The organism is Streptococcus sp. DAT741, assembly GCF_009866825.1.
Lineage (GTDB): Bacteria > Bacillota > Bacilli > Lactobacillales > Streptococcaceae > Streptococcus > Streptococcus ruminantium.
In genome coordinates this window covers 738948-763920 of the sequence record NZ_CP019557.1, presented here as the reverse complement: position 1 = coordinate 763920, position 24973 = coordinate 738948, and the positions used below count along the sequence as shown (strand labels likewise).

Below are 24973 nucleotides of genomic sequence, written 5' to 3'. Positions count from 1 at the left end.
CCTCCAAAAAAGCTAGGGGCGTACCCCTAGCCCTTTCTTACTCGTCTAAATTTTTCCAAAATGTATCTATTAAGCTCATTTCATATTCGGTCGTAAAGCGCTGAGCCACAAAGTCTTCTGCCACTTTCTCGGCTAAGTCTGCCCATGAGTGTAACTCCTGTCCAACTAAAATCGGGTAGAAATGTACTTTATTAAGCTCAGCTGCTTTCAAATCACCAGGTGAATCACCTATCATCATAATTTTATTGGGATCATAGCCTTCATCAACCAGTCGCTTAATCACATCTTCTTTTTTACCTCTATCCTGACAGTTGAGTTCTGTAACGTAGCCCATTAAACTTTGATCTGTCCATTCTTCTTCTACTGCTTCTTTATTGGCAGATGAAACCACGTAAACTTTTCCGAGTTGACTTAGTTTTTCTAGACCTTTATGAACACCGATAAAAGCTAGGACTGGACCAGTATAGTTCTTAATGGATTGATTGACCTGATTGGACCATTCTAGAGCTAATTCTAAATCTTTTGATGGTCGTTCAGTCAAGAGTTTTTCCAAAGAAGCATTGGAGAGAGAATCTGTTGACTCGACCCAATGTTTCAGTTTTTCAATGTTAGCCACCCCAGCAAAGTCCAAACCTGTGACTAGCCCAACAAAGCGGTTGATACCTCGAGTACGTGAATACAGATTAACCCGATTCCACTCTTTTAAAAAAGGTTCTCTATCCTCAATCCCAAATACATCCGCAGCTAAAGGGCCGAAGAAAAGCTTGTGCTTATAAGTCATGGTATCCATGACACAACCGTCAGAATCAACACAAAACACGTAATCAGACTTCATGACTAAACTCCCGAATAGGCTGAAAAGCCACCATCAATTGGGAGAACAACGCCATTTACAAAGCTAGCTAGGTTCTCATCTGCTAGGAAGAATACACCTCCTACCAACTCTTCTGCTTCCCCAAAACGCCCCATAGGTGTATTGGTTAAAATCTTGTTAGCACGCGCCGTTGGCTGTCCTGCCTCATCAAAGAGCAAACCACGGTTTTGATTGGTCACCAAGAAGCCCGGTGCAATAGCATTGCAGCGAATACCAACCTTTGAAAAATGTACAGCCAACCACTGTGTAAAGTTGCTGATGGCTGCTTTTGCCCCTGAATAGGCTGGGATTTTTGTCAAAGGTGTAAAAGCATTCATACTGGAAATATTGATAATATTTGCTCCAGCACGCCCTACCATATCTTGAGCAAAAACCTGTGTCGGCAACAAGGTTCCAAGGTAGTTGAGATTGAAAACAAAATTGATGCCTGCTTCGTCCAAGTCAAAGAAAGTTTTGGTATCCGCAGGAAGTCCGACTTCATGAAATTCATTATCTGTTGTCGCTTTAGGATTGTTTCCACCTGCTCCGTTAACCAAAATATCTGCTGGACCAAAATCAGCCAATACTTGCTGGCGTACTTCTTCTAAATTTTCTTTGGAAAGGACATTGGATTTGTATGCTTTAGCGATCCCTCCTGCTGCTTTGATCTCATCAACAAAGACCTGAGCAGCTACTTCGTTTAAGTCCAAAAGAGCAACTTTGGCACCAGCCTTGGCAAATTCCTTAGCCAAATAACCACAGAGCACTCCACCTGCTCCTGTGATGACAACCACTTTGTCCTTAAATTCAATCACACGTGTCATTCTTATTCCTCCTTATTTCCGACTGTTTTCACTGTAATTCCAAAATCTGGTATCTTACCTGCTATTCGCATATTTGCCTCGTAAAGACCATTGAAATAAGTCGCCCCCAGTGCTCTATCATACAAGCCATAACCCGGTGTCTTGGTCTGATCTCCCCAGATGCGGCGACCATGATCTGGGCGCAAAGCTCCTTGCCAATCATAATCCACCAAAAGCTTGATGATGGCATTCATATCAATATCACCAGCCTGTGACAAATGAGCTGTCTCCTGGAAGCCCCATTCACCCGCTGTTACATTTCGAGTATGCATAAAGTTGATACGATTGCGTCTGAGAGCGTACTCAGTCATTGCTAGCACGTCATTTTTCGGATCAGAAGCGTAGGAACCGACACACATGGTGATACCATTATTTTCTGAATCATAAAGGTTTAGAAATCTTTCAACAGCTTGCTGGCCTGTGATGATGCGTGGTAGACCGAAAATCCCGTAAGGTGGATCATCTGGATGGATAGCCATCTTCACACCGGCTTCTTCAGCTATTGGCATAATGGCCTTGATAAAATACTCCAGGTTCGCCCACAAATCTTCCTCAGAGATATTTTGACGATAATTTTCGATGATAGCCTTCATCTCTTCTTTGGAGTAAGATGAGTCCCAACCTGGTAGGTTCAAATCGTCTGCCACTGGGTCTACACCAGCCAAATCAGACTTGAGAAAGGCAAGCGAGGTTGAACCATCTGGAAGTGGGTGGTGAAGGTCAGACCGCGTCCAATCAAATACAGGCATAAAGTTGTAGCAAACCACTGGAATACCTGCTGCCCCCACATTGCGAATAGATGTTTTATAGTTTTCAATCAATTCATCACGATTTGGTTTTCCTTGCTTGATATCCTCATGAACTGGGATAGACTCAATTACAGTGATCTCAAGTCCAGCCTCTTCCACCATTTTTTTCAACTCTAGAATATTTTCCAAAGGCCAAGCCTGACCAACTGGCACATCATAGACAGCCGTCACAATCCCCTGCATCCCCGGTATTGCCTTGATTTGTTCAAGAGTAACAGGATCCTTCTTCCCGTACCAACGAAAAGACATTTTCATGATTTATTCTCCTTTATTGTTCAAAAAACTCTTTGGCATTGTGGAAAGAAATAGCCTCAACAAACCGTCCTAGACGATCGTAATCCTCCGGCACTTCTTCCTCCATAATCCACTGTCCGACATAGCTAGCTAAAATTCGTCTGAAATAATCATGACGTTGATAGGACAAGAAGCTACGTGAATCGGTCAACATACCGACAAAGTTAGCTAGCATTCCTTGCTCTGCATAGGCATTCATCTGCTCAATCATTCCCAACTTGGTGTCGTTGAACCACCAACCAGCCCCAAACTGCAACTGACTACGACATCCTTCTTCGTTGGCTTGGAAATTTGCTAGAGTATTAGCTAGGGCAATATTGTAAATCGGATTAAGGTTGTACCAAATCATTTTTGGAAGGGCATCTTCCTGAACTAAGTCATCTAATAATCTATTTAAGTTAACTGTCAGGCTCGTCTGATCTCCAATTGAGTCCACACCAACGTCCGCTCCTAGTTTTTCAAAAAGACCTGTGTGATTGTTACGCAAAGCTCCAAAATGAACTTGTGTTACAAAACCATATTCTTTATAGAGGCGACAGAGTTCTCTAAAAATAGCAGTCTGCCACTTATTGACACTGGACTGACTAGCCACTTTTCCTGCCAAGCTAGCCTGTAAAATATCATTTAGCTCCATGGTAGAGGCTTTTTCATAACAAATAGCTGTAAAGCTAATATCACTTGCCCTACAACCGCATTGAGCAAAATAGGCTACACGCTGACCTAAGGCAGTCACAAAACTAGCAAAATCTGATACTTCCTGACCGGTAAGTTCTTCCAATCGCTTCACAAACTGTCTGAAATGACGATGTTCTACAAAGGCTTCATCTGGGCGGAAGGTCGGTGCAACCACTGTCTCCATCTCTGGATCTTCAGCCAACTGTTTATGCCATTCTAAATGATCCAGTGGATGGTCGGTTGTACCGATAAAGGCAACCCTTGCATCTGCAATCAGTTTACGCGGACTAATCTGATGTTCCTGCAAATAGGCATTGAGCTGGTGGTAGAGTTTTTCTGCATTTTCTTCCGTTAATAGCTCTTCCACACCAAATACCTGCCTTAATTCTAAGTGACTCCAGTGGTAAAGTGGATTGCCATAAGCACGTTCCAAGGTTCTTGCCCATGCCTTAAACTTAGTCAATTTGCTAGCAGAGCCAGTAATTTCTTCCTCCGGAATACCATTTGCCCGCATCAAGCGCCACTTGTAGTGATCACCGCCTAGCCACAAATCAACAATATCTTCATAGACCTTGTCTTCATAAATTTCCTTTGGGTCAAGATGACAATGAAAATCATAAATGGGTAGCTCAGCTATTTTTTCATACAGTTTCTTTGCTGGCTCATTTTTCAACATAAAGTATCTATCATTAAATGTCATGTTATTCCTCCAAGGCTGCTACAAAGCTACGAGCAATCGTTGTCACACTCTGATAACCCTCTAGTGCTACTCGACTTGCTAAGGCAGAACCAACTCCTACTGCACACGCTCCTGCTTTTTTCCATGCAGCTACGTTGTCAACTGATACGCCACCTGATGGCATCAAATCCACTTCCGGAATAGGCCCGTGAATATCCTTGATAAACCCTGGTCCTAGCACACCGCCAGGAAAGAGTTTGATAATAGGACAACCTGCTTGGCTAGCCTTTACAATTTCTGTTGCAGTTGCGCAACCTGGAAAATAAAGACTCCCAGCCTCTTGAGCTAACTCCTGAATCTTACAGTCAAAATGTGGACTAACTAGAAAGGCAGCTCCTGCATCCATGGCTTTCTTGGCTAATTCAGGAGTCATGACCGTTCCGGCACCAATCACTACAGAAGAATCATCTGAGAACTCTTCCAATAAATCGGCAATGACCTCCCCTGCATTAGGAGTTGAAAATGTAATTTCTATATTCCGAATACCGCCCATAATCGCGTGACGAGCGATTTCTTTCGCATCATTTTCATCTTTTCCACGGATCACCGCGAAAAAATAATTTTCCTTTAATTGTTTTAGCATCTTGACCTCCAATTAGAAAGCGTTATCAATTATAGTTTTAGTATACAATTCATCTGATGATTTGTCAAGAAAAAAGCCAAAAAAATACCCAGAAGATAGTCTTCTAGGTATTTCTTATATACTGATTATTTAGTGTCATTTAAACCATGCATGGTCAGATCTTTACCAAACCATTCACTGAGAACAACTTGTCTAACAGAGATAATATGAGCTAGCATGCTGTCATAAGCAGCAACTGGATGCCGTTGTTTTATGGCCGAAAGGATATTCCTATGAGCTTGTAAGCTATCTGATTTCATCTGACGATTTGAGTAATTTTCATTGATGAGATGAATAGATTGGTTGATGACCGGCATAAGACTAGTCATGGCTAAGTTTCCACTCATTTCAGCCAGCATACAGTGGAATTTCACATCAAGTTCTAAGTGTTGATGATCCCCTGCATCCACCGATTCTTCAATAGCAAGGACAATGTCTTCTAGGCGAGCAATGTCTTCATCTGAAGCAAATTGTGCTACACGCTCAGCGATTCTCGGCTCGAGCAAGTAGCGCACTTCAAACAAATCAGTCGTCAACTTAACGCGATCCCTCACCAAAGAAAAACCTAAAGGGTCTTCTGATACACCTTTTTTGGAACTGATGTAAGTCCCAGATCCCTGACGAACCTCCAAGATATTTCTAGTAGCCAAACTCCGAACTGCCTCACGGACTGTCGAACGCCCAACCTTCAAATCTTGAGCTAACTCATACTCATTCGGTAACTTATCGCCGACCTCATAGCCTCTCTCAAGAATCAATTCGAGTAAGCGTTCCGTTGCTTTTTCTACCAACGGTCTTGCCATACCTTACTCCTCCAAATGCATTTCTATTTACTACTATTATAGCTTATTTTGCTTTATAATGGTAGTTCGGAATAGAAGTCCAACGTTTCTTTATCTCTCCGACAATCTGTTTTGGCTGACGATTGCGAGAAAAGAGTCCTTTGTGATTTCCTTGAATACGGAAAATCATCACATTGGTCTCAAAATCTGCAAAATTCCAGACTTGTTCCCCAATTAAATTTGGAATACGATCAAATACTCGGTGGTTCATATCATAGTAAGCAATCTGGAATTCTTCTGTATAAGGAATATTCCAGAGGGAATGTAGCCCCGGAAGAGTGTCTGCACCGTATTCTGTCATCAAAATTGGTTTGTCAGGATACAGGCTCTGCCATGCATTAAGCTCCTCTTCTAGACCTACTTCTGCCTTAGCCAAATCTCCGTGCTCCACGTACCAACCATAGTAGCGATTGAGGGAGATAACGTCAACTAAGTCCATAACCTTATCTAGTCCTGGTTTTGCTAAGAGAATATTGACCAAGGTTACTGGGCGAGATTGAGGATCTAGGTCTCTATAGAGTTGCACAAGTGGCTCAAAGTATTCATGCGCACCTGCTTCATGGCTGGCTGGTTCATTGGCAACTACCCACATAACGACACACGGATGGTTCTTATCACGTGCCACCAATTCTCTGATAACTTGTTCATGTGCTTCCTTGGTTTCCATGACCGACCACGTACCATTATCTCTTGGATTCAAATCCAAAGAAGCTGCAAAGTTTTGGAAAAGACCAACAGCAGGCACCTCATCAATCACGACAATTCCTAAGCGGTCAGCCAAACGCATCATTTCTTCAGAGTAGGGATAATGCGAGGTTCTAAAAGAATTAGCACCAATCTCTTTGAGCAGGTTCAAATCCATCAAGTTGGCAGCTTCATTGAGTCCTCGACCATTGATGAAGGTGTCCTCGTGCTTACCAAAGCCCTTGAAGTAAAATGGTTTATTATTGATGAAAAACTGCCCCTTTTGAACAGATATACTACGAATACCAAATGACTCATTGTATGAATCAACAAGGCGTTCCCCATCAAATAATTCTACTTTGGCAATATAGAGATAAGCATCTAGTACTTCCCAAAGACGAGGCGAATCAATTACCAGCTGATTCTTTTCTATCAGCCCAAGACTTCTTCCCTCTTCATCTAAGATTGTCACACGTACTGTATCACATTGTCCAACCACAGTCACATCAACCTTGACGGTAGCCTGAGTCAAATCTTCTTTGAGTTCACTCTGGATAACAATGTCTTCTATACAAACTTTAGGGCGCTTATAAAGGTGAACATTTCGTTGGATACCAGCATAGTTGAAAAAGTCAAAATTTTCCTTCACTTTTTTCACTACTTGCCCATTTTCATCTACTTCTTCGCTATAATTGCCTACGGGAAGGGTTGAAAAATTTAGTTCATTATTGGCACAGACTGTCAAACGGAATTGTTCCAGACTATATAGTTCCTTTGGTAGTAAGCATTCAAATGGTGTAAAGCCTCCCTTGTGCTCCCCAATCAATTGACCATTGGCATAGACCTTGGCTTGATGCGTAACCGAGCCAAAACGGACAATCAATTCTTCATCACTAGAAACAACTGGTAAGGATACCATGAGTTCATACCAATTATCCCCAACAAAGTCACGTTTTTCCTTGTCAACAACAATATCATTAAAAGAGCTAGGTACAACCATGACCTCATCTGTATCTAACATTGACTGAGGATTATTTTGTCCCTGCTTGAATTTCCAGATTCCATTTAATGAATAAACAGAGCGTGTTTTCGTTTGAGTTGGATATAACATAATTTTTCCTTCTTTCTATCGTTTTATTTCATGCGAACCTTTTTGAAGCAAGCATTCAATGTCTGATTGATTGATAACATTGATGTCTCCTTCGATTGTGTGCTTAAATTGAAAGCTAGCCATTCCTAAATCTAAAATTTTTTGCGGCATCTCCTCCTGTAAATAGCCAAAGATGATTCCTGCTGTAAAAGCATCTCCAGTTCCTACTCGATCTAGAACCTGAATTGATTCTTTCTCGGTTTCATACAAGACACCATCTTGGTATAGAAAAGCCTTTAACAGGTAATCATTATTATAAGTCATCTCTCGCTGAGTAAAGGCAATACTTCGTATAGAGTAGTTTTCTGCCAATTCATCAAGAACCCGTAACAATACTTCTCTATCCTCGTAAGGTCGAACCAAGCCTACCTCGTCCTTCAAGTCCCTCCCTGAACTGCCTAATAGCTGAATGGGCTCTAGACCAAAACAAACATCTGCCAGACCCACAAAAGGAGAAAGCTTTGCCCTTGCCTCTTCAAAGGAAGACCATAAACTCTCACGATAGTTCAGATCAAAGGAGACCGTCACACCTTTTTGTTTTGCTAGTTCCATCAAGCGAAAGGCCAGTTGATAGACATCCGAGTTCAGAGCGACAGTGATACCACTGACATGGAACCAATCCACTCCATCAAAAACAGCTTCCAAATCGTAATCTTCTGCCCTTGACAAACTAAAAGCAGAGTGGTCACGATCATAGGTTACCTGACTCGGTCTAAGAGAAAATCCTTTTTGATAATAGTAAATCCCAAGGCGCCCCTTCTTTCGAATCAAATAGTTTTGTCCGATTTGCCGAGCAAAGAGAAAATGCTCTGCCATCTTTCCTAATTCATTCTCAGGAAGAGCTGTCAATAATTCTACAGGGTAGCCGAGTTGCGTTAAGGTCGCCAAAACATTCAACTCTGAACCTCCAAATTGACAATCCAGACTAGTTGCCTGTGTCAAGGTCTGGTAATGTGGCGGGGATAGACGAAGCAAGATCTCCCCAAAGGCCAAGACTTTTTTCATTGTTACCTCCTAAAGGAAGGGCCTAGCCAGAATCCTCCAACTAGACCAATCAACTTTACTATCTTTACTCAAGAAAAATTACACGTAGGCTATTCATGACCAGAATGCCTATCAGCAAGATCAAAGCCTCCAGTAGAGAAGAACTCATTCCCTTATCGTGTCAATTTTCATGGAGCATAGTCTTTTTGTTTGCTTCTAGTACTCATCCCAATTCAGTGGACTATTCCAAGTCAGCAAGGCAATAAAGACTATATTATTTTTCTTCATATTGATCAACCTTGTACTTGGTCACATCAACATAATCCATATCTGATAGAGGAACATTTTTCGCAATAGCACGAACACGTTCTTCATCTTTTGCAGCTTTCATGACATGAATTTTCTCTTGGATACGGGCCATTTCTTCACGATCAAGTTTGTAGAATTTCATCAAGAACAATGACACACACAAAACTACGATAGGAATAACTGTCAACAAGACAATTGTGGCCATTCTCAAATCACCTGAAAATGCTGTCTCAACTGTTGGGTATTGTTTTCCAAAACCAATGGCAGCCAACACAAAACCAATAACCATCGGTGCAAAGGATGAAGCAATAGAATCCGTAAGGGAGAAAATTGTACCAATCATACCTGACAAATAACGACCCGATACCGAAGTTTCATAATCCGTAATATCTGCCCCCATTGTCAGTACCAAACCAGAAGGTGCACTTGAGGCATAACGAGCAATGATGTATATTACAAAGAAAGCGACAGTGTAAAGATTCCAGTTTGTCAAATCCAACATGCCTGGTCGAGCTGGGAGCAACAAGAATGTCAATCCCACTAGACCTACAATACCAAGTTGAAGTGCAGTTACATAAGCAAAACGCAACCCTTTACGTCGAGCCAACTGTGCTGCTCCAACTGTCACTAGAATACCCGGTAAAATGAGAAGCATGGACATCTTCCCTGAAAGAGCATAGTCACCAAAGACGATACCAAAGAGCATAACACCGAGAACAGAGTCACCAAAGAGTTGTGCGACAAACTTTACAAAAGCTGCTGAAATAGAGAGTACTTGGAGTGGTCTGTTACCTTTGATGACCTTCCAATAATCAGCCAATTTTGTTTCTTGTGTTTTCTCACCAAGACCAAAGTATTTCTTATTATCTTTTTCCCAGATACCAATAATAGCTAAAATACCGAGCACTGCTGAAATAATCACTACGCCTGTAAAAAGTACTTGGAAAAATTCAGCAGTAAAGCCACCATATTTTGGAACCAAGGTACCTGAAACAACAACTTGACTACCTGTCATCAAAACCGTTGTGGCGATACCATCAACAATGTTAAAGATTGGACGTTGTTTCGGATCATTGGTGAGCGCAACTTGTCCAGCCTTAGTGATTGTTTGTTGGAGCGAATAACCAATTTTGTGGATAATCATGACGAGGATAAACAGTGGAAGACGTAGACTTTCACCAACACCACTCAAACCAAGCATCATAAAGAGAGAGCAGGCAGTGATGATATTACCCAAAACCAAGATTGGACGATATTTACCAAATTTAGTATCTGTCTTATCAATAATAACTCCGATTGTTGGATCAATGAAGCCATCAAAAATACGGATATACCCCATCAATTGGCTAACAAATAGCGCTGCTAAACCAAGCACGCCTGTCGACAAATAAGTCACAAAAGTAAAGGCAACCAGATAAATATTCGTCGAAGAATTATTTAAGGCGAATAAAATAATCTGCCACAACTTTGCTCTGTTATAAGTAACATCTTCAACACGTTGTTCAACATGTTTTTCCATCGGAAATTCCTCCTAAATGTTTTCTACGACAAAAGTCGTAAGCGTTTTCTTAACTATTATTCTAATATTCATCTGATGATTTGTCAACAGTTTTTGCAAATTTTTTTAACTTCAAAGAAAAAAAGACGATTTATCGTATAAATCGTCTGATATATTTGCTAATTTAATTGAAAATTCATCTGATAATTCTAGTGGGGATTGACTGTAATCTTACCAGTACGATAATTGATACTCAAACCACTTTGTACATTTGGCACAAAAACATTAAATTCTAGACTTCCATCTGCTGCTTTTGCTTCTAAATGACTCCCAACTGGAATCAAGTCATTGTCCTCTGCATAAATCAGTGTCACACGGTAGCGGACACGCTTATTTTTATCCAACGCCCGACGAATCTGACTTTCAAAATAATTTTGCCCGGTAGAAGCTTGGTCATTGGCTTGATTGGACCAAGCTGTCTGAACAGCTATGTTCTTAGGATTGCTTGTTGAAGCATCAAAACCAGAAAGCCCACCAATCAAGGCATAGCCTAGTAAATGGCCTCGATCAACTGCATGATCATATTCCCCTGATAAGCCATGGATCTGATGCCAGCCAGCAGGAGTCCAAGAGGTACGCCCCTTTCCTGTTTCATCTCGGTCCTTGTACTGACGGGTTGATTTTGCTAAAAGAGCATTTGCAACCGTCGGTACCATTTTTCCCTGTACAATCTTGGTTTTATTTTCTCCATAAGGAGCACTAGCTACCGATGCATCTAGATTGGTTTTATTCCCATTGATGAAGAAAGCACCTGCTCCGTTCCACTCAATCTTAGTTCCGAGTTGCTTTTTTACATTTTCTGTCAATACTGAGCTAGCCAATTCTTGACTTGGTACTGATTCACTAGCTTTGGATTGATTGACGTAGTAAGGATGATTCGTAACATTACTATTCGTCGTACTGCTTAGAAAGTAGCCTCCACCCACTACAATGAGTGTGGCCAACAAACTAAACAAACTCATGGCTTGTTTTTTTACATTTTTCTTTGCCACTTTACTCTCCTATTAAAAAGTAGGTCTCCCTACTTTCCTGTAAATTTACTAAATAACTCCTGCCACTTTTCTGGTGATAGGATTGCAAACATATTATCTCCATCACCGATAACACCATAACCTACTATTAAACCAATAGCAAATACTAAAATGGCAATCATCAATCCAACTACTACCAAGAGTAAATTTTTACCAACATAGTTAAGATTTTCCTTATCCATCTTCTCCTTCTCCACTTACACGCTCAATACTTGCACCAAGAGCTGCTAATTTTTCATGAAAACGGTAGTAACCGCGATCCAAGTGCGTCAACCGACCAACAGTTGTCTCGCCTTCAGCCACTAAACCAGCTAAAATCAAAGCTGCACTAGCTCGCAAATCTGTGGACATGACCGGAGCCCCCTGAAGAGGCTGACCACCTGTGATAATAGCTGTATCACGTAAGATTTCCGAATGCACATCCATTCGCCGCATTTCTTCCAGATGCTGGAAGCGATTCTCAAATACCGTCTCAATCATGGTAGACTCTCCTTTGGCAACAGCCATCAATGCGGTAAACTGAGCCTGCATATCAGTTGGAAAACCTGGATGCGGAAGAGTTTTAACTGTTACAGGTTTGAGCTTGTCCACTTGCGAACGCACTCGAATTCCACCCGCTTCTTCTGTCACTTCTACACCCATTTCCACCATCTTGGAAATCAAGGGACGGTTGTGTTCCCAAACCGCATCCTTAATCAAGACATCACCACCGGTCATGGCGGCAGCTACCATAAACGTACCTGCCTCTATGCGGTCTTGCACTACTTGATGTTCTGCACCGGTCAATCTTTCTACACCGGTAATAATGATGGTCTCTGTTCCTGCTCCTTTTACCTTAGCCCCCATTTTATTCAGAAAAATAGCTAAGTCAACAATTTCAGGTTCGCGCGCAGCATTTTCTAGTACTGTTGTACCGTTAGCAAGAGTTGCTGCCATCATCAAATTCTGCGTAGCGCCTACACTTGGAAAATCAAGGTAGATATGCGCTCCTCGCAGCTTCTCCGCACTCACCTCAATATAACCCGCACGTTGCTTAATCTTTGCCCCTAAGGCTTGTAAGCCTTTCAAATGCAAATCAATAGGGCGACTTCCAATGGTACATCCACCTGGCATAGAAACTTTAGCATAGCCATTTCGAGCCAAAATTGGTCCTAGAATAACAATAGAAGCCCGCATCTGACTGACATACTTATAAGGCGTTTCACTACCGAGCTTTCCAGTTGCATCGATAGTAATCGCCTTACTTTCCTCATCAAATTTGACTCGAACACCGAGCCCCCGAACAACATTGTTCATCGTATAAACATCTGACAAAATTGGCACTTGCAGCAATCGTGTCTGCCCTTGACTCGCCAAGACCGTCGCAGCTAGCAGGGGAAGGACAGCATTCTTAGCCCCTTCAATCTCAACCTGACCTTTTAAACCAGATCGACTGCCTCTAACAATAATTGTATCCATCTATCATCCTCTTCCTACTCTTTATCCAAGCCTCGCAAAAGAACGACCAATCATCAACAATTCTAAAAAGAATGTAGAGACAAGATAGCCCAACACAATGGCTAAAAATAGAACCAGTGTGTTCGTCCTGCGTTGGTTATCTCTCGTTACTATCAACCACTTTGTCCAATCAACGGTTGTTACCAGTAGATGATGAGCCAGATAGATAAAAAGTATATGACTGAATAATTGTAAAATTGATGTTGCCATACTCTCATTATACCATGAAATTGAAAAATGGGACTTGGACAAGTCCAACCCCATATATAGTCTTTTTCTTTTTGGTACTAGCTCCAACAGTTCGGAAAGTAGTTTTCTACCCAAGCCTTACAAAGGATTGGAAAAGCAAAGATAGCATAAAGGTCGGGCTACATTAGTGCTTTCCAACACGAATACGGTTTATCGCACGTTGAAGAGCAACAGCCGCCCGCATCTCCAGATCAATATTACGGGCATTTTGTGCTTCTTCCAATTCACGCTCTGCTCGCAATTTGGCACGTTCCGCACGGCTGATATCAATATCTCGTGCCCGCTCTGCTGAATCGGAAACAACCGTAATCACATCTTTGTTAACTTCAATAATTCCACCATTGACCGCAATCCAGTCCACATGGTTTTCGTCATCAACGCGACGTACTTTCATTTCACCGATTTCCAAAACAGCAATCAACTCTTCATGCCCTGAATAAATCCCCATCTCGCCATCTACTGTTTTAACTAAGACAAAGGTCGCACGGTGATCGTATTTTAACCCATCAGGAGTCACGATTTGAACAGTCATTTGTGCCATAGACCACCTCTAGAATTTCATTTTAGCAGCTTTAGCGACTACATCCTCAATGGAACCGACATTTCGGAATGCATCCTCTGGTAAATGATCATGCTTTCCATCCAAGATTTCCTTGAAGCCCTTAACAGTCTCAGCTACTGGAACATAGGAACCAGGCATGCCAGTAAATTGCTCAGCAACGTTAAAGTTTTGCGACAAGAAGAACTGAATACGACGCGCACGATTAACCAGGGTCTTTTCTTCATCTGATAGTTCGTCCATACCAAGGATGGCGATGATATCCTGTAATTCCTGATAACGCTGAAGGACACGCTTGACTTCCATCGCTACTGCATAGTGCTCTTCACCAACAATTTGCGGAGCAAGGGCACGAGAAGAGGAAGCCAAAGGATCCACTGCGGGATAGATACCCAACTGGGTCAATTTACGCTCCAAGTTTGTTGTCGAATCCAAGTGGGCAAAAGCTGTCGCTGGCGCTGGATCTGTATAGTCATCTGCTGGGACATAAATAGCCTGAATAGATGTAACAGAGCCTTTCTTCGTAGATGTAATCCGTTCCTGTAATTGCCCCATTTCAGTCGCAAGAGTTGGCTGGTAACCAACGGCTGATGGCATACGTCCCAAAAGAGCTGAAACTTCCGAACCTGCCTGAGTGAAGCGGAAGATGTTATCAATGAAGAGCAAGACATCCTGCCCCTCAACATCACGAAAATATTCCGCGATTGTCAGACCAGTAAGAGCCACCCGCATACGGGCACCTGGTGGTTCATTCATCTGACCAAAGACCATAGCGGTTTTTTCGATAACACCTGATTCCTTCATTTCCCAGTAAAGGTCATTCCCCTCACGAGTCCGCTCGCCAACTCCGGTAAACACTGAGATACCACCGTGTTCTTGAGCAATGTTATGAATCAATTCTTGGATAAGAACCGTTTTACCAACCCCGGCACCACCGAATAGACCAACCTTACCACCTTTTAGATAAGGTGCCAAAAGGTCAATAACCTTGATTCCTGTTTCTAAAATCTCGCTCGAAGTAGATAACTCATCAAAGGCCGGGGCTTTCTTGTGAATCGGATCACGTTTGAAGTCTTCCGGAAAAGACTCCTCAAGATCAATCGTATCCCCTAAAACGTTAAAGACACGACCGAGCGTTTCCTTACCGACTGGAACCGAAATAGGACGACCCGTATCAAGAACTTCCATTCCACGAGTCAATCCATCCGTTGATTCCATGGCAATGGTTCGCACAACGCCATCTCCAAGCTCCAGAGCAACTTCAAGCACGACTTTTTGTTTGGAATCATCATTTTTATATACAACGAGTGCGTTGTTAATCTCAGGAAGCTTATCCTCTGCTGCAAACGCCACGTCTACAACTGGTCCGACAACCTGAGTAATTTTGCCTGAACTCATTCTATTTCCTCTATTTCTATTGCTCAATGAATACCAAATTCAGCCTCGAAAACGAAGACAAAGATAGATTCTACTACTTTTTAGGTCGAAAACTGAGTATTTTCATCAGTAGAGCCTTTCACCCATCAAGTCTCTTAACAGAGTAGGGATTTGATATTCAAAGACTTAAAATTACTCAAGGGCTGAGGCACCTGCCACAATCTCAGTAATTTCCTGAGTGATAGCTGCCTGACGAGCCCTATTGTATTGAATCGTCAAATCTGTAATGACATTCTTAGCATTATCCGTTGCTGTCTGCATGGCTGTCATTCCAGCCGCATTTTCAGCTGTCTTAGCATCCAAAATAGCTCCATAAATGGTAGACTCGGCATACTGTGTCAGCAGTTGTTCCAAAATCACTTCACGGCTTGGCTCCAACTCAAACGTTGCTGTATAGCCGTCTGCTTCATTATGGTCCAAATCCTCTACTGGAAGCATCTGTTGTACACGTACCTGACTAGTCAAACTATTGACATGATGGTTGTAGCAGACATAGAGTTCATCAAAAAGTTCATTTTTATACATTTCAACAGATTTAGATATAATCTTCTGAACTTCTTCAAAACTTGGATTGTCTGCCAAACCTCGCAATTCAAAGACAGGATTGATACCACGAGCACGGAAAAAATCTGCCCCCATACTACCAATGGCAATAATCTCATACTCATCCTTTGAACTATGATCTTGTTCAATCATGCCCATGACTGCCTTCAAAATACTTGAGTTATAAGAACCCTTTAGACCACTATCAGATGTAATCACAATATAGCCAGACTTTTGGACAGGACGACGAATCAGCATTGGATTGCTAGTATCTGAAGCCATCAATTCTCCACGCAAGAGATCTGTCGTGATTTGACGTACCTTGCTGGCATATATCTGAAAAGACTTCGCTAGTTGCTCCGATTTGGCCAACTTAGATGCCGAAACCATCTGCATGGCACCGGTGATTTGACTGGTTTTCTTAGTTGATGCAATTTTTGATTTAATTTCATTGAGAGAACCTGCCATAACTCACTCCTTTACTTAAAGACAGACTGGTCTTTGAAAGCCTGAATAGCAGCATTCAACTCATCTGTATCTGGAAGATCCTTAGTTGTACGAATGATGTCCAAAAGATTATCGTAGTGCAAATCAAAATAAGCATACAACTCTTCTTCAAAAGCTAGAATATCATCAATCGGTACTGAGTCCAGATAGCCGTTTGTCAAAGCATACAAAATCAAAACTTGTTTTTCAACTGGAAGCGGCTGATGCAAGGGCTGTTTGAGCACTTCTACCGTTCGACGACCACGATTTAGCTTGGCTTGCGTAGCCGCATCCAAGTCAGATCCAAATTGGGTAAATGCTTCCAACTCACGATAAGACGCCAAGTCAATACGCAAGGTTCCTGCAACCTTCTTCATAGCCTTAATCTGAGCCGAACCACCTACACGCGATACAGAAGAACCAGCATCAATAGCCGGACGGATACCCGAGTTAAACAAATCATCCTTCAAGAAAATTTGCCCATCAGTAATCGAGATAACGTTTGTTGCGATATAAGCTGAAATATCACCGGCTTGTGTTTCGATAAAGGGCAGAGCTGTGATGGAGCCACCACCCAATTCATCAGATACCTTAGCAGAACGTTCAAGCAAACGACTATGCAGATAGAAAACATCCCCTGGATAGGCTTCGCGACCCGGAGGACGACGAAGCAAGAGAGATAACTCACGGTAGGCTACCGCCTGTTTTGACAGGTCATCATAAACAATCAAAACATGTTTGCCTTCATACATGAACTCTTCTGCCATAGCAACCCCAGCGTACGGTGCTAAGAAAAGCAAGGGCGAAGGTTGAGAGGCTGATGCTGTTACAACGATTGTGTAATCCAAGGCACCATATTGACGAAGAGTTTCTACCTGTGTACGAACTGTGGACTCCTTCTGACCAATAGCCACGTAGATACAAATCATATCTTGGCCTTTTTGGTTGAGAATCGCATCAATAGCCACAGAAGTTTTACCAGTCTGACGATCGCCGATAATCAATTCCCTTTGTCCACGACCAATCGGAACCAAAGCATCAATGGCTTTCAAGCCTGTTTGCAAAGGCTCATTCACTGATTTCCGCTGCATAACACCCGGAGCTGGGTATTCAATGGGACGCGTCTTAGTCGTGCGAATTTCCCCAAGTCCATCTACCGGTTGACCAAGTGGATTGATGACACGACCGATTAAGGCTGAACCAACAGGAACTTCCATAATCTTACCAGTACGACGAACAACTGACCCCTCACGAATATCTGTGAATTGACCAAGAATGATGATACCGACATCATTGGTCTCCAAGTTTTGAGCCATACCTATGGTGCCATTTTCAAATACCAAAAGCTCTCCACTCATAGCATTATCAAGACCTTGCGCACGGGCAATACCGTCACCAATGTAGGTTACAACACCAGTCTCTGTATAGTCAAAGTCAGGCTGAAAGTCCTCAATTTGTTGTTTTAGTAAAGCGCTAATTTCTTGTGCATTAATCAAAAGAACACCACTTTCTATTTTCTAAAGTTTTTTCCTAACGTCCTTCAACTGTGTCCGAACGCTTGCATCAATTACCTTGTGATTGACTGTCACGATGAAGCCGCCAAGAAGACTCTGGTCTAGCTCCTCAATGATACTCCTTACACGCAAGGCAAATCGCTGTTCTACCAAGTGACGAAGGCGCTCTTTTTGTTCTTCCGTCAAAGGATAGACTGAAACCACTCGGGCTTCAAATTCGTTTTTAAATTTGCTAATTTGTAATTGGACACGTTCGAGCGTTTCAAGCAGCAAGTGTGCATGACCACCTTGAATAACATCTTCAAGCAGGTCATTGATTTGCCAGAACCTAGATTGACGCACCGTTCTTACAAACTTAGCCTTTTCCTCCCTAGATACTGTCCCAGACAGTAAGAGACGATTTAGCTTGCTATCATGGATAATCGAAATCAGGTCAGAAATCTGGTCATACATCTCCCAAATCTCCTCATGATCACTGACTTTTTCAACAAATGATAGAGCATACTTTTGCACAATGGCATTTTCTCTAGCGTTCATCTACTTGTCTCCTAGTTTGTCCAAATACCGGTCAATCAAGTTGCTATGTGCTTGCTGGTCCAAATCTTCAAATATGATCTTTCCTGCCAAATCGACAGCCAACTCAGCTACTTGAACACGTAAGTTTTCTTGTGCTTCACGCTTATCAGCCTCGATTTCTAATTCTGCCTTTTGTTTTAAACCTTGAATTTCGATGTCAGCCTGCTCAAGAATACGTTTTTTCTCTAGCTTAGCACGCTCAACTGCATCCTGAATAATCTTTTGACCCTCAATACGACCTTGTATCAATTCATCCTCACGCTGTTGAACAAGGTTGGCTGCTACTGCCAACTTTTCTTCTGCAGCGTCTATATCGTTTGCAATCTTGTTTGCGCGTTCTTCAAAAATCCCAGTAATCTTATTCCATGCAAATACACGAATAAGAACGATAAGTACCACAAATGAGGCGGTTACCAAGATAAAGTTTCCAAGAACGGTACTAGATTGCATTGTAATAAATGTTGCCATAATTGTCTTTCCCTTTCCTATTCACTCTCGCTACTGATTTTTTTATTTAAGTACATAGATACCAACATAATAAATACATACCCCTGTAAGCATGAAATGAATACAGAAAAACCTGTCCAAACAACGTTTAGAGCAAAGGCAATTGGATACGCAAGTGCACTTTGTTGTGATAATCGTAAAAGAAGAGAAACAAGTACTTCACCGGCATAGATATTACCGTACAAACGAAGTGCGAGTGAAACGAGATTAGTCACTTCTTCTAGGATGTTCATTGGTGCCATAGCCCACGGAGTCACAAAAGATTTTAGATAGCTCTTAAAGCCACGGCGGCGAATTCCCTCAATATGACAAAAAAGAATAGCGATTCCAGCAAGACCAAAGTCATAAGCCATATTCGCTGTCGGAGAAGTCCATAAATTGTGTCCCTCTGTTGTTTCCAACTTCGTTATCAACCCCAAATTATTGGCAACTAAAAGAAAAGTAAATACTGTAAAAAAGAACAAGGAATAACGCTTAGCTTCCTCATCTCCAAGATTGCCTTTGGTAAAATTGATGGTCAACTCGTAAACATACTCCAAAACATTCTGTTTTCCTTTCGGCTTGAGTTCCATCCGACGACTAGCCAAAAAAACAAGTAAGAAAATAATGGAAATGGTAATGACAGAAACCAATACCATGGTCAGGTCAAAGGTTACGGGACCAAGGGTAAGGGTTGGACTTAATTGTTCTTCCAATGGAGGTTCCCCCCTTTTCTATTTCTCTATTTTCTACTATCTCAAAACAAATGTCATCGCCAAAGTTACGAAGAAAGTTCCCTCAATAAAGGCAACACCCAAAAATACACCAGCCATCAACTTACTTTGCATTTCTGGTTGACGTGCAGTCGAACTGAGATATGAAGCCACCAACAGTCCTTCACCGATACTTACACCAAGACAGGCCAGACCAAGGGCCAATGCGCCTAAACTCATAACGAATTCTCCTTTTAAAATTTAATACCATGTAAGGATACTCCTAAAACATCTGTTTGTCAAGAAAATACCGATATTGAAAGCGTTTAATTCGTTTTTACAAAAGAAAAAGAAAAGATATTCCCATCTTTTCTTCCTATTTAATAGTCTATAGTTTCGTCCATACGGCTGGTCTCCTCAATGAAACGTTTTGCCATATCCTCGCGATTGAGTTGCTCCGTATCAAGAGTGATAGCATCATCTGAAACGAGATCTGTATCTGCAAAAAATTCTATATGATTAGAGAGATTATACAAACGAACAGGGGCCTCTCCGCCAAATTCGCCATCTAAGTTTAACAAGAGACGATTGTCTGGAGCAAGATTTTCAATTGATAAACTTCGTGTTTTGATATACTCCACCAAATCGCTGTCCGTATGCTTTCCGCCATCTAAGACCTGACCAATCAGGCGTAAAATCTCAAACAGATTTCCAGTTTTCACCATCAAAAGTGTAAAATTACCATCATCTAGTTTGGCATCTGGTACGATTTGTTCAAAGCCCCCAATCGAATTGGTTAGGGCAACAAAAATCATTGAGATGGAACCTTCAAATACTCCTCCATCATGTTCTACACGAACAGGTGTAAACTGGACTTGTGGCAATAGTTCGGCTCCTTTAACGACATAAGCTAGGTAGCCAAACATGGTTTTGAGCTGGCTTGGAACACTATAGGTTAATTCTGTCAGCGTTCCTGCCGCAGCAATATTGATAAAGTAATGTTCTTGATGAAAGCCATCTTTTTGATTTTTCGCCAGACCAATATCCATCAAAATAGTCTGTTTCTTGCCTATAACCTTCGCAGCTTCTACAGGATTTCCTCTAGGTATTTTTAAAGCACGCGCATAATCATTGGTCGTCCCCGCTGGAATGATAGCCATCTTAGGACGCTTGTCCAGAGGAGCAATACCGTTGACAACTTCATTGATGGTTCCATCTCCTCCAGCTGCGATAATTAGATCAAAACCCGCAAGGGCTGCACGCCTAGCTTCATTTTTGGCAGAGTCTTTCTCAACTGTGGTCTGGAAAGCTGATGTCTCATAGCCATATCCCTCTAGTACCTCCAGTACCCCTGCTATATTTTTCTTCATTATCTCCTGACCAGAGGTCGGATTATAGATCAATCTCGCACATTTTCTTCTTTTCATCGTCTCACCTTACAGACTTTCCAACCAGGCTTCATCCTTGATTTCAATCCCTAGCTCTTGAGCCTTAGCTAATTTACTCCCTGCATCTGCTCCTGCAACTACAAGGTTTGTCTTCTTAGAAACAGATCCTGCCACATTGGCACCTAGGGCTTCTAGTTTTTCCTTCGCTACACTGCGCTTCATCCGTTCTAATTTTCCAGTCAATACCACTGTCATACCTGACAGGACTGCATTTTCGGCTACCGACTGCCCCAAGTAGGATAAATTTACCTCTGCTTCTTTCAGTTCACTCAGTAGTTGTTGTGCTCCTTGACTAGTAAAGTAGGTTACGAGCGATTGAGCAATGACTTGTCCCAATCCTTCCAAGCTGGAAATAGATTCTAAATCAGCATTTGCTATTTTTTCTATACTGTTGAATGATGCTAGTAAAATCTTACTCGCCTTATTCCCAACATGGCGGATTCCCAAACCAAACAAGAGACGTTCGGCAGAATTATGTTTAGAAGCCTGAATGGATTGATAAAGTTTTTCGGCTGATTTTTCTTTAAAGCCATCCAAAGTCAACAAATCTTCCACCGTCAGCTTGTAAATATCTGCTACGTCATGAACCAAACCTGCTTGGAAAAGTTTCTCTACAATAGAAGTTCCCAAGCCAGAAATGTTCATCGCATCGCGGCTAGCAAAATGCTCCAACTTACTCATTAACTGACTTGGACAAAGTGGATTAATACAACGGAGCGCCACCTCATCCTCGTAGTGTTGCAGTCTACCTGAGCAGCTTGGACATTCACTTGGAATCGGCATTGGTTCTTGATTGGTACGCTCCCTATCCACTACCTTTAGGACCGCTGGAATAATATCTCCTGCCTTGTAGACTAAGACTGTATCGCCAATACGAATATCTTTTTCTGCAATATAATCCACATTGTGGAGAGTCGCCCGACTGACCGTTGTTCCTGCTAATTGGACTGGACTGAGATTGGCCGTTGGCGTAACGACTCCTGTCCGCCCCACTGTCCAATCAACAGATAGAAGCTCTGCTTCTTTTTCTTCAGCCGGAAACTTGTAAGCAATGGCCCAACGCGGTGCTTTGACTGTAAATCCTAATTCCTCTTGGATAGCTAGGTCATTGACCTTAATCACAACACCATCAATTTCATAAGGCAAATCATCTCGTTGCTCCGCCATTTTTTCGATAAAGTCCCACACTTCATCTATGGAATCTGCCAACTGATAATCCTGATTGATTACAAAGCCTAAACGATCTAATTTATGAAGTACATCAGACTGACTAGGCGCATCAGAGGGACCAGCCTCTTGATAGAGAAAGGTAGCCAACCCACGTCTAGCTACCACTCCCGTATCTAGCTGACGGAGGGTTCCTGCAGCAGCATTGCGTGGATTGGCAAACTCAGCTTCCCCTGCTTCCTGACGCTGTTTGTTGACACGGGCAAATGAAGACTTGGGCATGTAGCATTCACCACGTACCGTTATATCCACCGCTTCTGTCAGAGTCAAGGGAATATCTGCCACTCTTTTGAGGTTTTCAGTAATGTTTTCTCCAATACTTCCATCACCTCGTGTTGCACCAACCACAAAATTTCCAGCTTCATAGGTCAAAGAAATTGAAAGACCATCAATCTTAAGTTCACAGATATAGCTAGCCTGCGGGAATTCCTTGCGAACCCGCTGATCAAAGGCATCCAATTCAGCACGTGAAAAAGCATCCTGCAAACTAAATAAGGGATAAACATGACTGTATTTCTCAAATCCATCCAGTATCTTCCCACCAACTCGGTGGGTAGGACTATCCGGCAAAATAAGTTCTGGATGGGCATTTTCTAACTCAACCAACTCACGATAGAGTCTATCGTATTCTGCATCCGATACACTAGGGTTGTCTAGTTGGTAGTATTCCTTAGCATACCGATTCAGCATGCTCACCAATTCTGATATTCTTGTTTCCATACAAATATTATATCATGATTTCAAACAGCTCAGCTAATTTTAATCTTCAATTTGAAGCAGGATTGCAATGGATTACTTTAGATAAATTTTCAAAAAAAAGGTATAATAATAATCATGAAAATCAAAATCGTTCTGAGTAAAAAGAGGAATCAACTTATTGCTCTTGAGCGACCGAGTGCCTTAGCAAAAACATTTGGAGGTATCCTATGGCTATAACATATAAAAAACAAAATGATTTAGAAAAGATGCTGGAAGAGTTTGCTTCTTTTGAGAAACTAGAAGAAGTCGAATTTCCAGATACTAAGCCCAAGGTAGCTGAACAGAAAGCTGATGGAAAATAAATATGTTTGGATTTGATCAACTCCCCACTTCCGTCTTACAGGCTGGAGCTATTTTTTTATCAATTATCATTGAGGCCCTTCCTTTTGTCCTGATTGGAGCTATTATTTCTGGCTTTATCGAAGTTTTTGTGACCCCTGATAAAATTCATAAATTCTTACCCCAAAATAAGGTATTAGCCATTCTTTTTGGGACCTTTATCGGCTTCATTTTTCCATCTTGTGAGTGTGGAATTGTTCCCATCGTCAATCGATTATTGGAAAAAAAGGTACCGAGCTATACCGCTGTACCTTTTTTGGTAACTGCTCCTGTCATCAACCCCATTGTCCTATTCGCCACCTTTACAGCTTTTGGTAATTCCATCACCTTTGCTTTCTATCGAGCGATTGGGTCGATTTTGGTGGCCTTGGTTTTAGGGATAAGCCTAGGATTTTTCATCAAAGAGCCAATCGTAAAGGGTAACCCCACTAGTTGTCACCAACATGATTTTTCAGACAAAACTGGTTGGCAAAAAATAGCTTATGCTTTGATTCACTCCATTGATGAATTTTTCGATACAGGCCGCTACCTAGTATTGGGGTGCCTTTTTGCTAGCCTAGTGCAAGTCTATGTTCCTACGGCAGTTTTAACTTCTATCGGTCATCATCCTGTAACGGCCATTTTACTGATGATGGTGCTAGCTTTTCTTCTTTCTCTTTGTTCTGAAGCAGATGCTTTTATCGGTTCTTCCTTACTCTCTAGCTTCGGCTTTGCCCCCGTCATGGCTTTTTTGGTTATCGGTCCGATGATAGATGTCAAAAATCTGATGATGATGAAACATTATTTTAAAGGGAAATTTATTCTGGGATTCATCGTTGTGATTGTTTTTGTCATCTTAGGATATAGCTTGCTAATTGGAGGTTTGGCATGATTCGTTTTTTAATTCTCGCAGGTTATTTTGAAATGACTATGTATCTCTATATATCAGGGAAACTAGATCAGTATATCAATCTGCACTATACTTACTTAGCTTACTTATCCATGGTCTTGTCCTTTATTCTTGCCATCGTCCAACTCATTGTCTGGATGAAAGAGATTGAAACGCACAGCCATTTAACAAAAAAATCCGCTCGACTTACCAGCATCGTACTGCTAATCATTCCTCTGGCAATCGCTTGGTTATTTCCAACGGTTAGCCTAGATGCAACCATCGTCGCTGCCAAAGGCTATCATTTTCCCTTAGCCGCTCAAAATGATACAGCCGTACAAAAACAAGAGGGAACAACGGTTCAATATCTCAAGCCAGACACCTCTATCTACTTCACCAAATCAGATTACCAAAACAAGATGCGGGATACAGCTAACCGCTACCTAGCAGAGGAGAAGATTACTGTTACGAGTCAAAACTATATGGAGGTCATGGAAGCTATTTATAACTATCCTAAGGAGTTTACTGGAAAAAGTATCGAACTTGTTGGCTTTGTCTACAATGATCCTAACAATGCCAACCAGCAATTTATTTTTCGCTTTGGCATCATCCATTGTATTGCCGATTCGGGAGTCTATGGATTGTTATCTACTGGATTGGATACTAATTTTCCCGACAACACTTGGGTCAAGGCCAGCGGTGTCATCAAAATAACTTACCACACCTCCTTGAAGCAGAGTCTACCAACTCTGAATCTGAACTCTATTGTACAAATTGAACGCCCCAAATCTCCTTATGTTTATCGAATTTTCTGATCCCCTATACCTAAAAAGCAAATTTTCTGACAATTTATGCTATA

At 41.8% G+C, this 24973-nt stretch carries 26 protein-coding genes; 3 read left to right on the top strand and 23 right to left on the bottom strand.

Going from position 1 to position 24973, the window contains the following annotated elements; all coding sequences use genetic code 11:
- Positions 1-37: 37 nt before the first annotated feature.
- The 23 genes from BZG42_RS03690 to ligA all read right to left on the bottom strand — a co-directional run bounded on the left by BZG42_RS03690 (position 38) and on the right by ligA (position 22868).
- A complete protein-coding gene (locus BZG42_RS03690) occupies positions 38-835 on the bottom strand; it encodes an HAD family hydrolase (protein WP_120171536.1) in 798 nt (265 codons plus the stop codon).
- Positions 836-837: 2 nt separating this feature from the next.
- On the bottom strand, positions 838-1677 hold the full coding sequence (locus BZG42_RS03685) for an SDR family oxidoreductase (protein ID WP_024532418.1): 840 nt from the start codon (positions 1675-1677) through the stop codon (positions 838-840).
- Positions 1678-1679: 2 nt separating this feature from the next.
- Positions 1680-2780, bottom strand: coding sequence for a mannonate dehydratase (locus BZG42_RS03680; protein WP_155995640.1), 1101 nt, complete (start codon positions 2778-2780; stop codon positions 1680-1682).
- Between the two features lie 13 nt (positions 2781-2793).
- Positions 2794-4194 carry a glucuronate isomerase gene (gene uxaC / locus BZG42_RS03675; protein WP_155995643.1) on the bottom strand — a complete coding sequence of 467 codons (1401 nt, stop codon included), beginning with the start codon at positions 4192-4194 and terminating at the stop codon, positions 2794-2796.
- Between the two features lies 1 nt (position 4195).
- A complete protein-coding gene (locus tag BZG42_RS03670) occupies positions 4196-4816 on the bottom strand; it encodes a bifunctional 4-hydroxy-2-oxoglutarate aldolase/2-dehydro-3-deoxy-phosphogluconate aldolase (protein ID WP_024532415.1) in 621 nt (206 codons plus the stop codon).
- Between the two features lie 125 nt (positions 4817-4941).
- The gene (locus BZG42_RS03665) at positions 4942-5658 is read right to left on the bottom strand and encodes a FadR/GntR family transcriptional regulator (protein ID WP_155965781.1); all 717 of its coding nucleotides are present in this window, start codon (positions 5656-5658) and stop codon (positions 4942-4944) included.
- A 43-nt stretch (positions 5659-5701) separates the two neighbouring features.
- Positions 5702-7492 carry a beta-glucuronidase gene (gene uidA / locus BZG42_RS03660; RefSeq protein ID WP_155995645.1) on the bottom strand — a complete coding sequence of 597 codons (1791 nt, stop codon included), beginning with the start codon at positions 7490-7492 and terminating at the stop codon, positions 5702-5704.
- Between the two features lie 15 nt (positions 7493-7507).
- Complete coding sequence (locus BZG42_RS03655) at positions 7508-8536, bottom strand: sugar kinase (protein WP_155995647.1); 1029 nt, start codon at positions 8534-8536, stop codon at positions 7508-7510.
- Between the two features lie 253 nt (positions 8537-8789).
- Positions 8790-10343, bottom strand: a complete 1554-nt coding sequence (locus tag BZG42_RS03650) for an MFS transporter (RefSeq protein ID WP_120171530.1) — start codon at positions 10341-10343, stop codon at positions 8790-8792.
- Between the two features lie 188 nt (positions 10344-10531).
- The gene (locus tag BZG42_RS03645; RefSeq protein ID WP_155970840.1) at positions 10532-11374 is read right to left on the bottom strand and encodes a DNA/RNA non-specific endonuclease; all 843 of its coding nucleotides are present in this window, start codon (positions 11372-11374) and stop codon (positions 10532-10534) included.
- A gap of 29 nt (positions 11375-11403) precedes the next feature.
- Positions 11404-11595: a DNA-directed RNA polymerase subunit beta gene (locus BZG42_RS03640; RefSeq protein ID WP_120171528.1), complete on the bottom strand. Its 192-nt coding sequence runs from the start codon at positions 11593-11595 to the stop codon at positions 11404-11406.
- A complete protein-coding gene (gene murA, locus BZG42_RS03635; RefSeq protein WP_155969961.1) occupies positions 11588-12871 on the bottom strand; it encodes a UDP-N-acetylglucosamine 1-carboxyvinyltransferase in 1284 nt (427 codons plus the stop codon). Before murA ends, BZG42_RS03640 begins: the two co-directional genes overlap by 8 nt.
- 21 nt (positions 12872-12892) lie before the next feature.
- Positions 12893-13120, bottom strand: a complete 228-nt coding sequence (locus BZG42_RS03630; RefSeq protein ID WP_032537890.1) for a DUF1146 family protein — start codon at positions 13118-13120, stop codon at positions 12893-12895.
- A gap of 163 nt (positions 13121-13283) precedes the next feature.
- On the bottom strand, positions 13284-13700 hold the full coding sequence (locus tag BZG42_RS03625; RefSeq protein WP_155970839.1) for a F0F1 ATP synthase subunit epsilon: 417 nt from the start codon (positions 13698-13700) through the stop codon (positions 13284-13286).
- Between the two features lie 9 nt (positions 13701-13709).
- Entirely contained in the window at positions 13710-15116 is a 1407-nt protein-coding gene (gene atpD / locus BZG42_RS03620) for a F0F1 ATP synthase subunit beta (RefSeq protein WP_024532406.1), read from the bottom strand.
- A 171-nt stretch (positions 15117-15287) separates the two neighbouring features.
- Entirely contained in the window at positions 15288-16166 is an 879-nt protein-coding gene (locus BZG42_RS03615; protein WP_024532405.1) for a F0F1 ATP synthase subunit gamma, read from the bottom strand.
- A gap of 11 nt (positions 16167-16177) precedes the next feature.
- Positions 16178-17698 carry a F0F1 ATP synthase subunit alpha gene (gene atpA / locus BZG42_RS03610; RefSeq protein ID WP_165437165.1) on the bottom strand — a complete coding sequence of 507 codons (1521 nt, stop codon included), beginning with the start codon at positions 17696-17698 and terminating at the stop codon, positions 16178-16180.
- A 3-nt stretch (positions 17699-17701) separates the two neighbouring features.
- Entirely contained in the window at positions 17702-18235 is a 534-nt protein-coding gene (locus BZG42_RS03605) for a F0F1 ATP synthase subunit delta (protein ID WP_024532403.1), read from the bottom strand.
- Positions 18236-18742, bottom strand: coding sequence for a F0F1 ATP synthase subunit B (gene atpF / locus BZG42_RS03600; protein WP_155964524.1), 507 nt, complete (start codon positions 18740-18742; stop codon positions 18236-18238). It abuts the gene before it with no gap.
- A 17-nt stretch (positions 18743-18759) separates the two neighbouring features.
- The gene (gene atpB / locus BZG42_RS03595) at positions 18760-19476 is read right to left on the bottom strand and encodes a F0F1 ATP synthase subunit A (RefSeq protein ID WP_024532401.1); all 717 of its coding nucleotides are present in this window, start codon (positions 19474-19476) and stop codon (positions 18760-18762) included.
- 36 nt (positions 19477-19512) lie between these two features.
- Positions 19513-19713: a F0F1 ATP synthase subunit C gene (locus tag BZG42_RS03590; protein ID WP_024532400.1), complete on the bottom strand. Its 201-nt coding sequence runs from the start codon at positions 19711-19713 to the stop codon at positions 19513-19515.
- A 140-nt stretch (positions 19714-19853) separates the two neighbouring features.
- Positions 19854-20900: a diacylglycerol kinase family lipid kinase gene (locus BZG42_RS03585; RefSeq protein ID WP_120171523.1), complete on the bottom strand. Its 1047-nt coding sequence runs from the start codon at positions 20898-20900 to the stop codon at positions 19854-19856.
- Between the two features lie 9 nt (positions 20901-20909).
- Positions 20910-22868, bottom strand: coding sequence for an NAD-dependent DNA ligase LigA (gene ligA, locus BZG42_RS03580; protein WP_155964523.1), 1959 nt, complete (start codon positions 22866-22868; stop codon positions 20910-20912).
- Between the two features lie 206 nt (positions 22869-23074).
- Between ligA and BZG42_RS10195 the strand changes: the two genes are divergently transcribed.
- The 3 genes from BZG42_RS10195 to BZG42_RS03570 are packed head-to-tail and all read left to right on the top strand — an operon-like array spanning position 23075 to position 24929.
- A complete protein-coding gene (locus BZG42_RS10195; RefSeq protein WP_257875377.1) occupies positions 23075-23209 on the top strand; it encodes an SPJ_0845 family protein in 135 nt (44 codons plus the stop codon).
- Between the two features lie 2 nt (positions 23210-23211).
- On the top strand, positions 23212-24117 hold the full coding sequence (locus tag BZG42_RS03575) for a permease (protein ID WP_120171521.1): 906 nt from the start codon (positions 23212-23214) through the stop codon (positions 24115-24117).
- Positions 24114-24929, top strand: coding sequence for a TIGR03943 family putative permease subunit (locus BZG42_RS03570; RefSeq protein WP_024532396.1), 816 nt, complete (start codon positions 24114-24116; stop codon positions 24927-24929). The genes BZG42_RS03575 and BZG42_RS03570 overlap by 4 nt, the downstream gene beginning before the upstream one ends.
- The last annotated feature ends 44 nt before the right edge of the window (positions 24930-24973 follow it).

Excerpts from the sequence above, each read along its gene's own strand:
- BZG42_RS03690 (WP_120171536.1), bottom strand. The coding sequence starts at position 835 with ATGAAGTCTGATTACGTGTTTTGTGTTGATTCTGACGGTTGTGTCATG.
- BZG42_RS03685 (WP_024532418.1), bottom strand. The coding sequence starts at position 1,677 with ATGACACGTGTGATTGAATTTAAGGACAAAGTGGTTGTCATCACAGGA.
- BZG42_RS03680 (WP_155995640.1), bottom strand. The coding sequence starts at position 2,780 with ATGAAAATGTCTTTTCGTTGGTACGGGAAGAAGGATCCTGTTACTCTT.
- uxaC (WP_155995643.1), bottom strand. The coding sequence starts at position 4,194 with ATGACATTTAATGATAGATACTTTATGTTGAAAAATGAGCCAGCAAAG.
- BZG42_RS03670 (WP_024532415.1), bottom strand. The coding sequence starts at position 4,816 with ATGCTAAAACAATTAAAGGAAAATTATTTTTTCGCGGTGATCCGTGGA.
- BZG42_RS03665 (WP_155965781.1), bottom strand. The coding sequence starts at position 5,658 with ATGGCAAGACCGTTGGTAGAAAAAGCAACGGAACGCTTACTCGAATTG.
- uidA (WP_155995645.1), bottom strand. The coding sequence starts at position 7,492 with ATGTTATATCCAACTCAAACGAAAACACGCTCTGTTTATTCATTAAAT.
- BZG42_RS03655 (WP_155995647.1), bottom strand. The coding sequence starts at position 8,536 with ATGAAAAAAGTCTTGGCCTTTGGGGAGATCTTGCTTCGTCTATCCCCG.
- BZG42_RS03650 (WP_120171530.1), bottom strand. The coding sequence starts at position 10,343 with ATGGAAAAACATGTTGAACAACGTGTTGAAGATGTTACTTATAACAGA.
- BZG42_RS03640 (WP_120171528.1), bottom strand. The coding sequence starts at position 11,595 with ATGGATAAGGAAAATCTTAACTATGTTGGTAAAAATTTACTCTTGGTA.
- murA (WP_155969961.1), bottom strand. The coding sequence starts at position 12,871 with ATGGATACAATTATTGTTAGAGGCAGTCGATCTGGTTTAAAAGGTCAG.
- BZG42_RS03630 (WP_032537890.1), bottom strand. The coding sequence starts at position 13,120 with ATGGCAACATCAATTTTACAATTATTCAGTCATATACTTTTTATCTAT.
- BZG42_RS03625 (WP_155970839.1), bottom strand. The coding sequence starts at position 13,700 with ATGGCACAAATGACTGTTCAAATCGTGACTCCTGATGGGTTAAAATAC.
- atpD (WP_024532406.1), bottom strand. The coding sequence starts at position 15,116 with ATGAGTTCAGGCAAAATTACTCAGGTTGTCGGACCAGTTGTAGACGTG.
- BZG42_RS03615 (WP_024532405.1), bottom strand. The coding sequence starts at position 16,166 with ATGGCAGGTTCTCTCAATGAAATTAAATCAAAAATTGCATCAACTAAG.
- BZG42_RS03605 (WP_024532403.1), bottom strand. The coding sequence starts at position 18,235 with ATGAACGCTAGAGAAAATGCCATTGTGCAAAAGTATGCTCTATCATTT.
- atpF (WP_155964524.1), bottom strand. The coding sequence starts at position 18,742 with ATGGCAACATTTATTACAATGCAATCTAGTACCGTTCTTGGAAACTTT.
- BZG42_RS03590 (WP_024532400.1), bottom strand. The coding sequence starts at position 19,713 with ATGAGTTTAGGCGCATTGGCCCTTGGTCTGGCCTGTCTTGGTGTAAGT.
- BZG42_RS03585 (WP_120171523.1), bottom strand. The coding sequence starts at position 20,900 with ATGAAAAGAAGAAAATGTGCGAGATTGATCTATAATCCGACCTCTGGT.
- ligA (WP_155964523.1), bottom strand. The coding sequence starts at position 22,868 with ATGGAAACAAGAATATCAGAATTGGTGAGCATGCTGAATCGGTATGCT.
- BZG42_RS10195 (WP_257875377.1), top strand. The coding sequence starts at position 23,075 with ATGGCTATAACATATAAAAAACAAAATGATTTAGAAAAGATGCTGGAA.
- BZG42_RS03575 (WP_120171521.1), top strand. The coding sequence starts at position 23,212 with ATGTTTGGATTTGATCAACTCCCCACTTCCGTCTTACAGGCTGGAGCT.
- BZG42_RS03570 (WP_024532396.1), top strand. The coding sequence starts at position 24,114 with ATGATTCGTTTTTTAATTCTCGCAGGTTATTTTGAAATGACTATGTAT.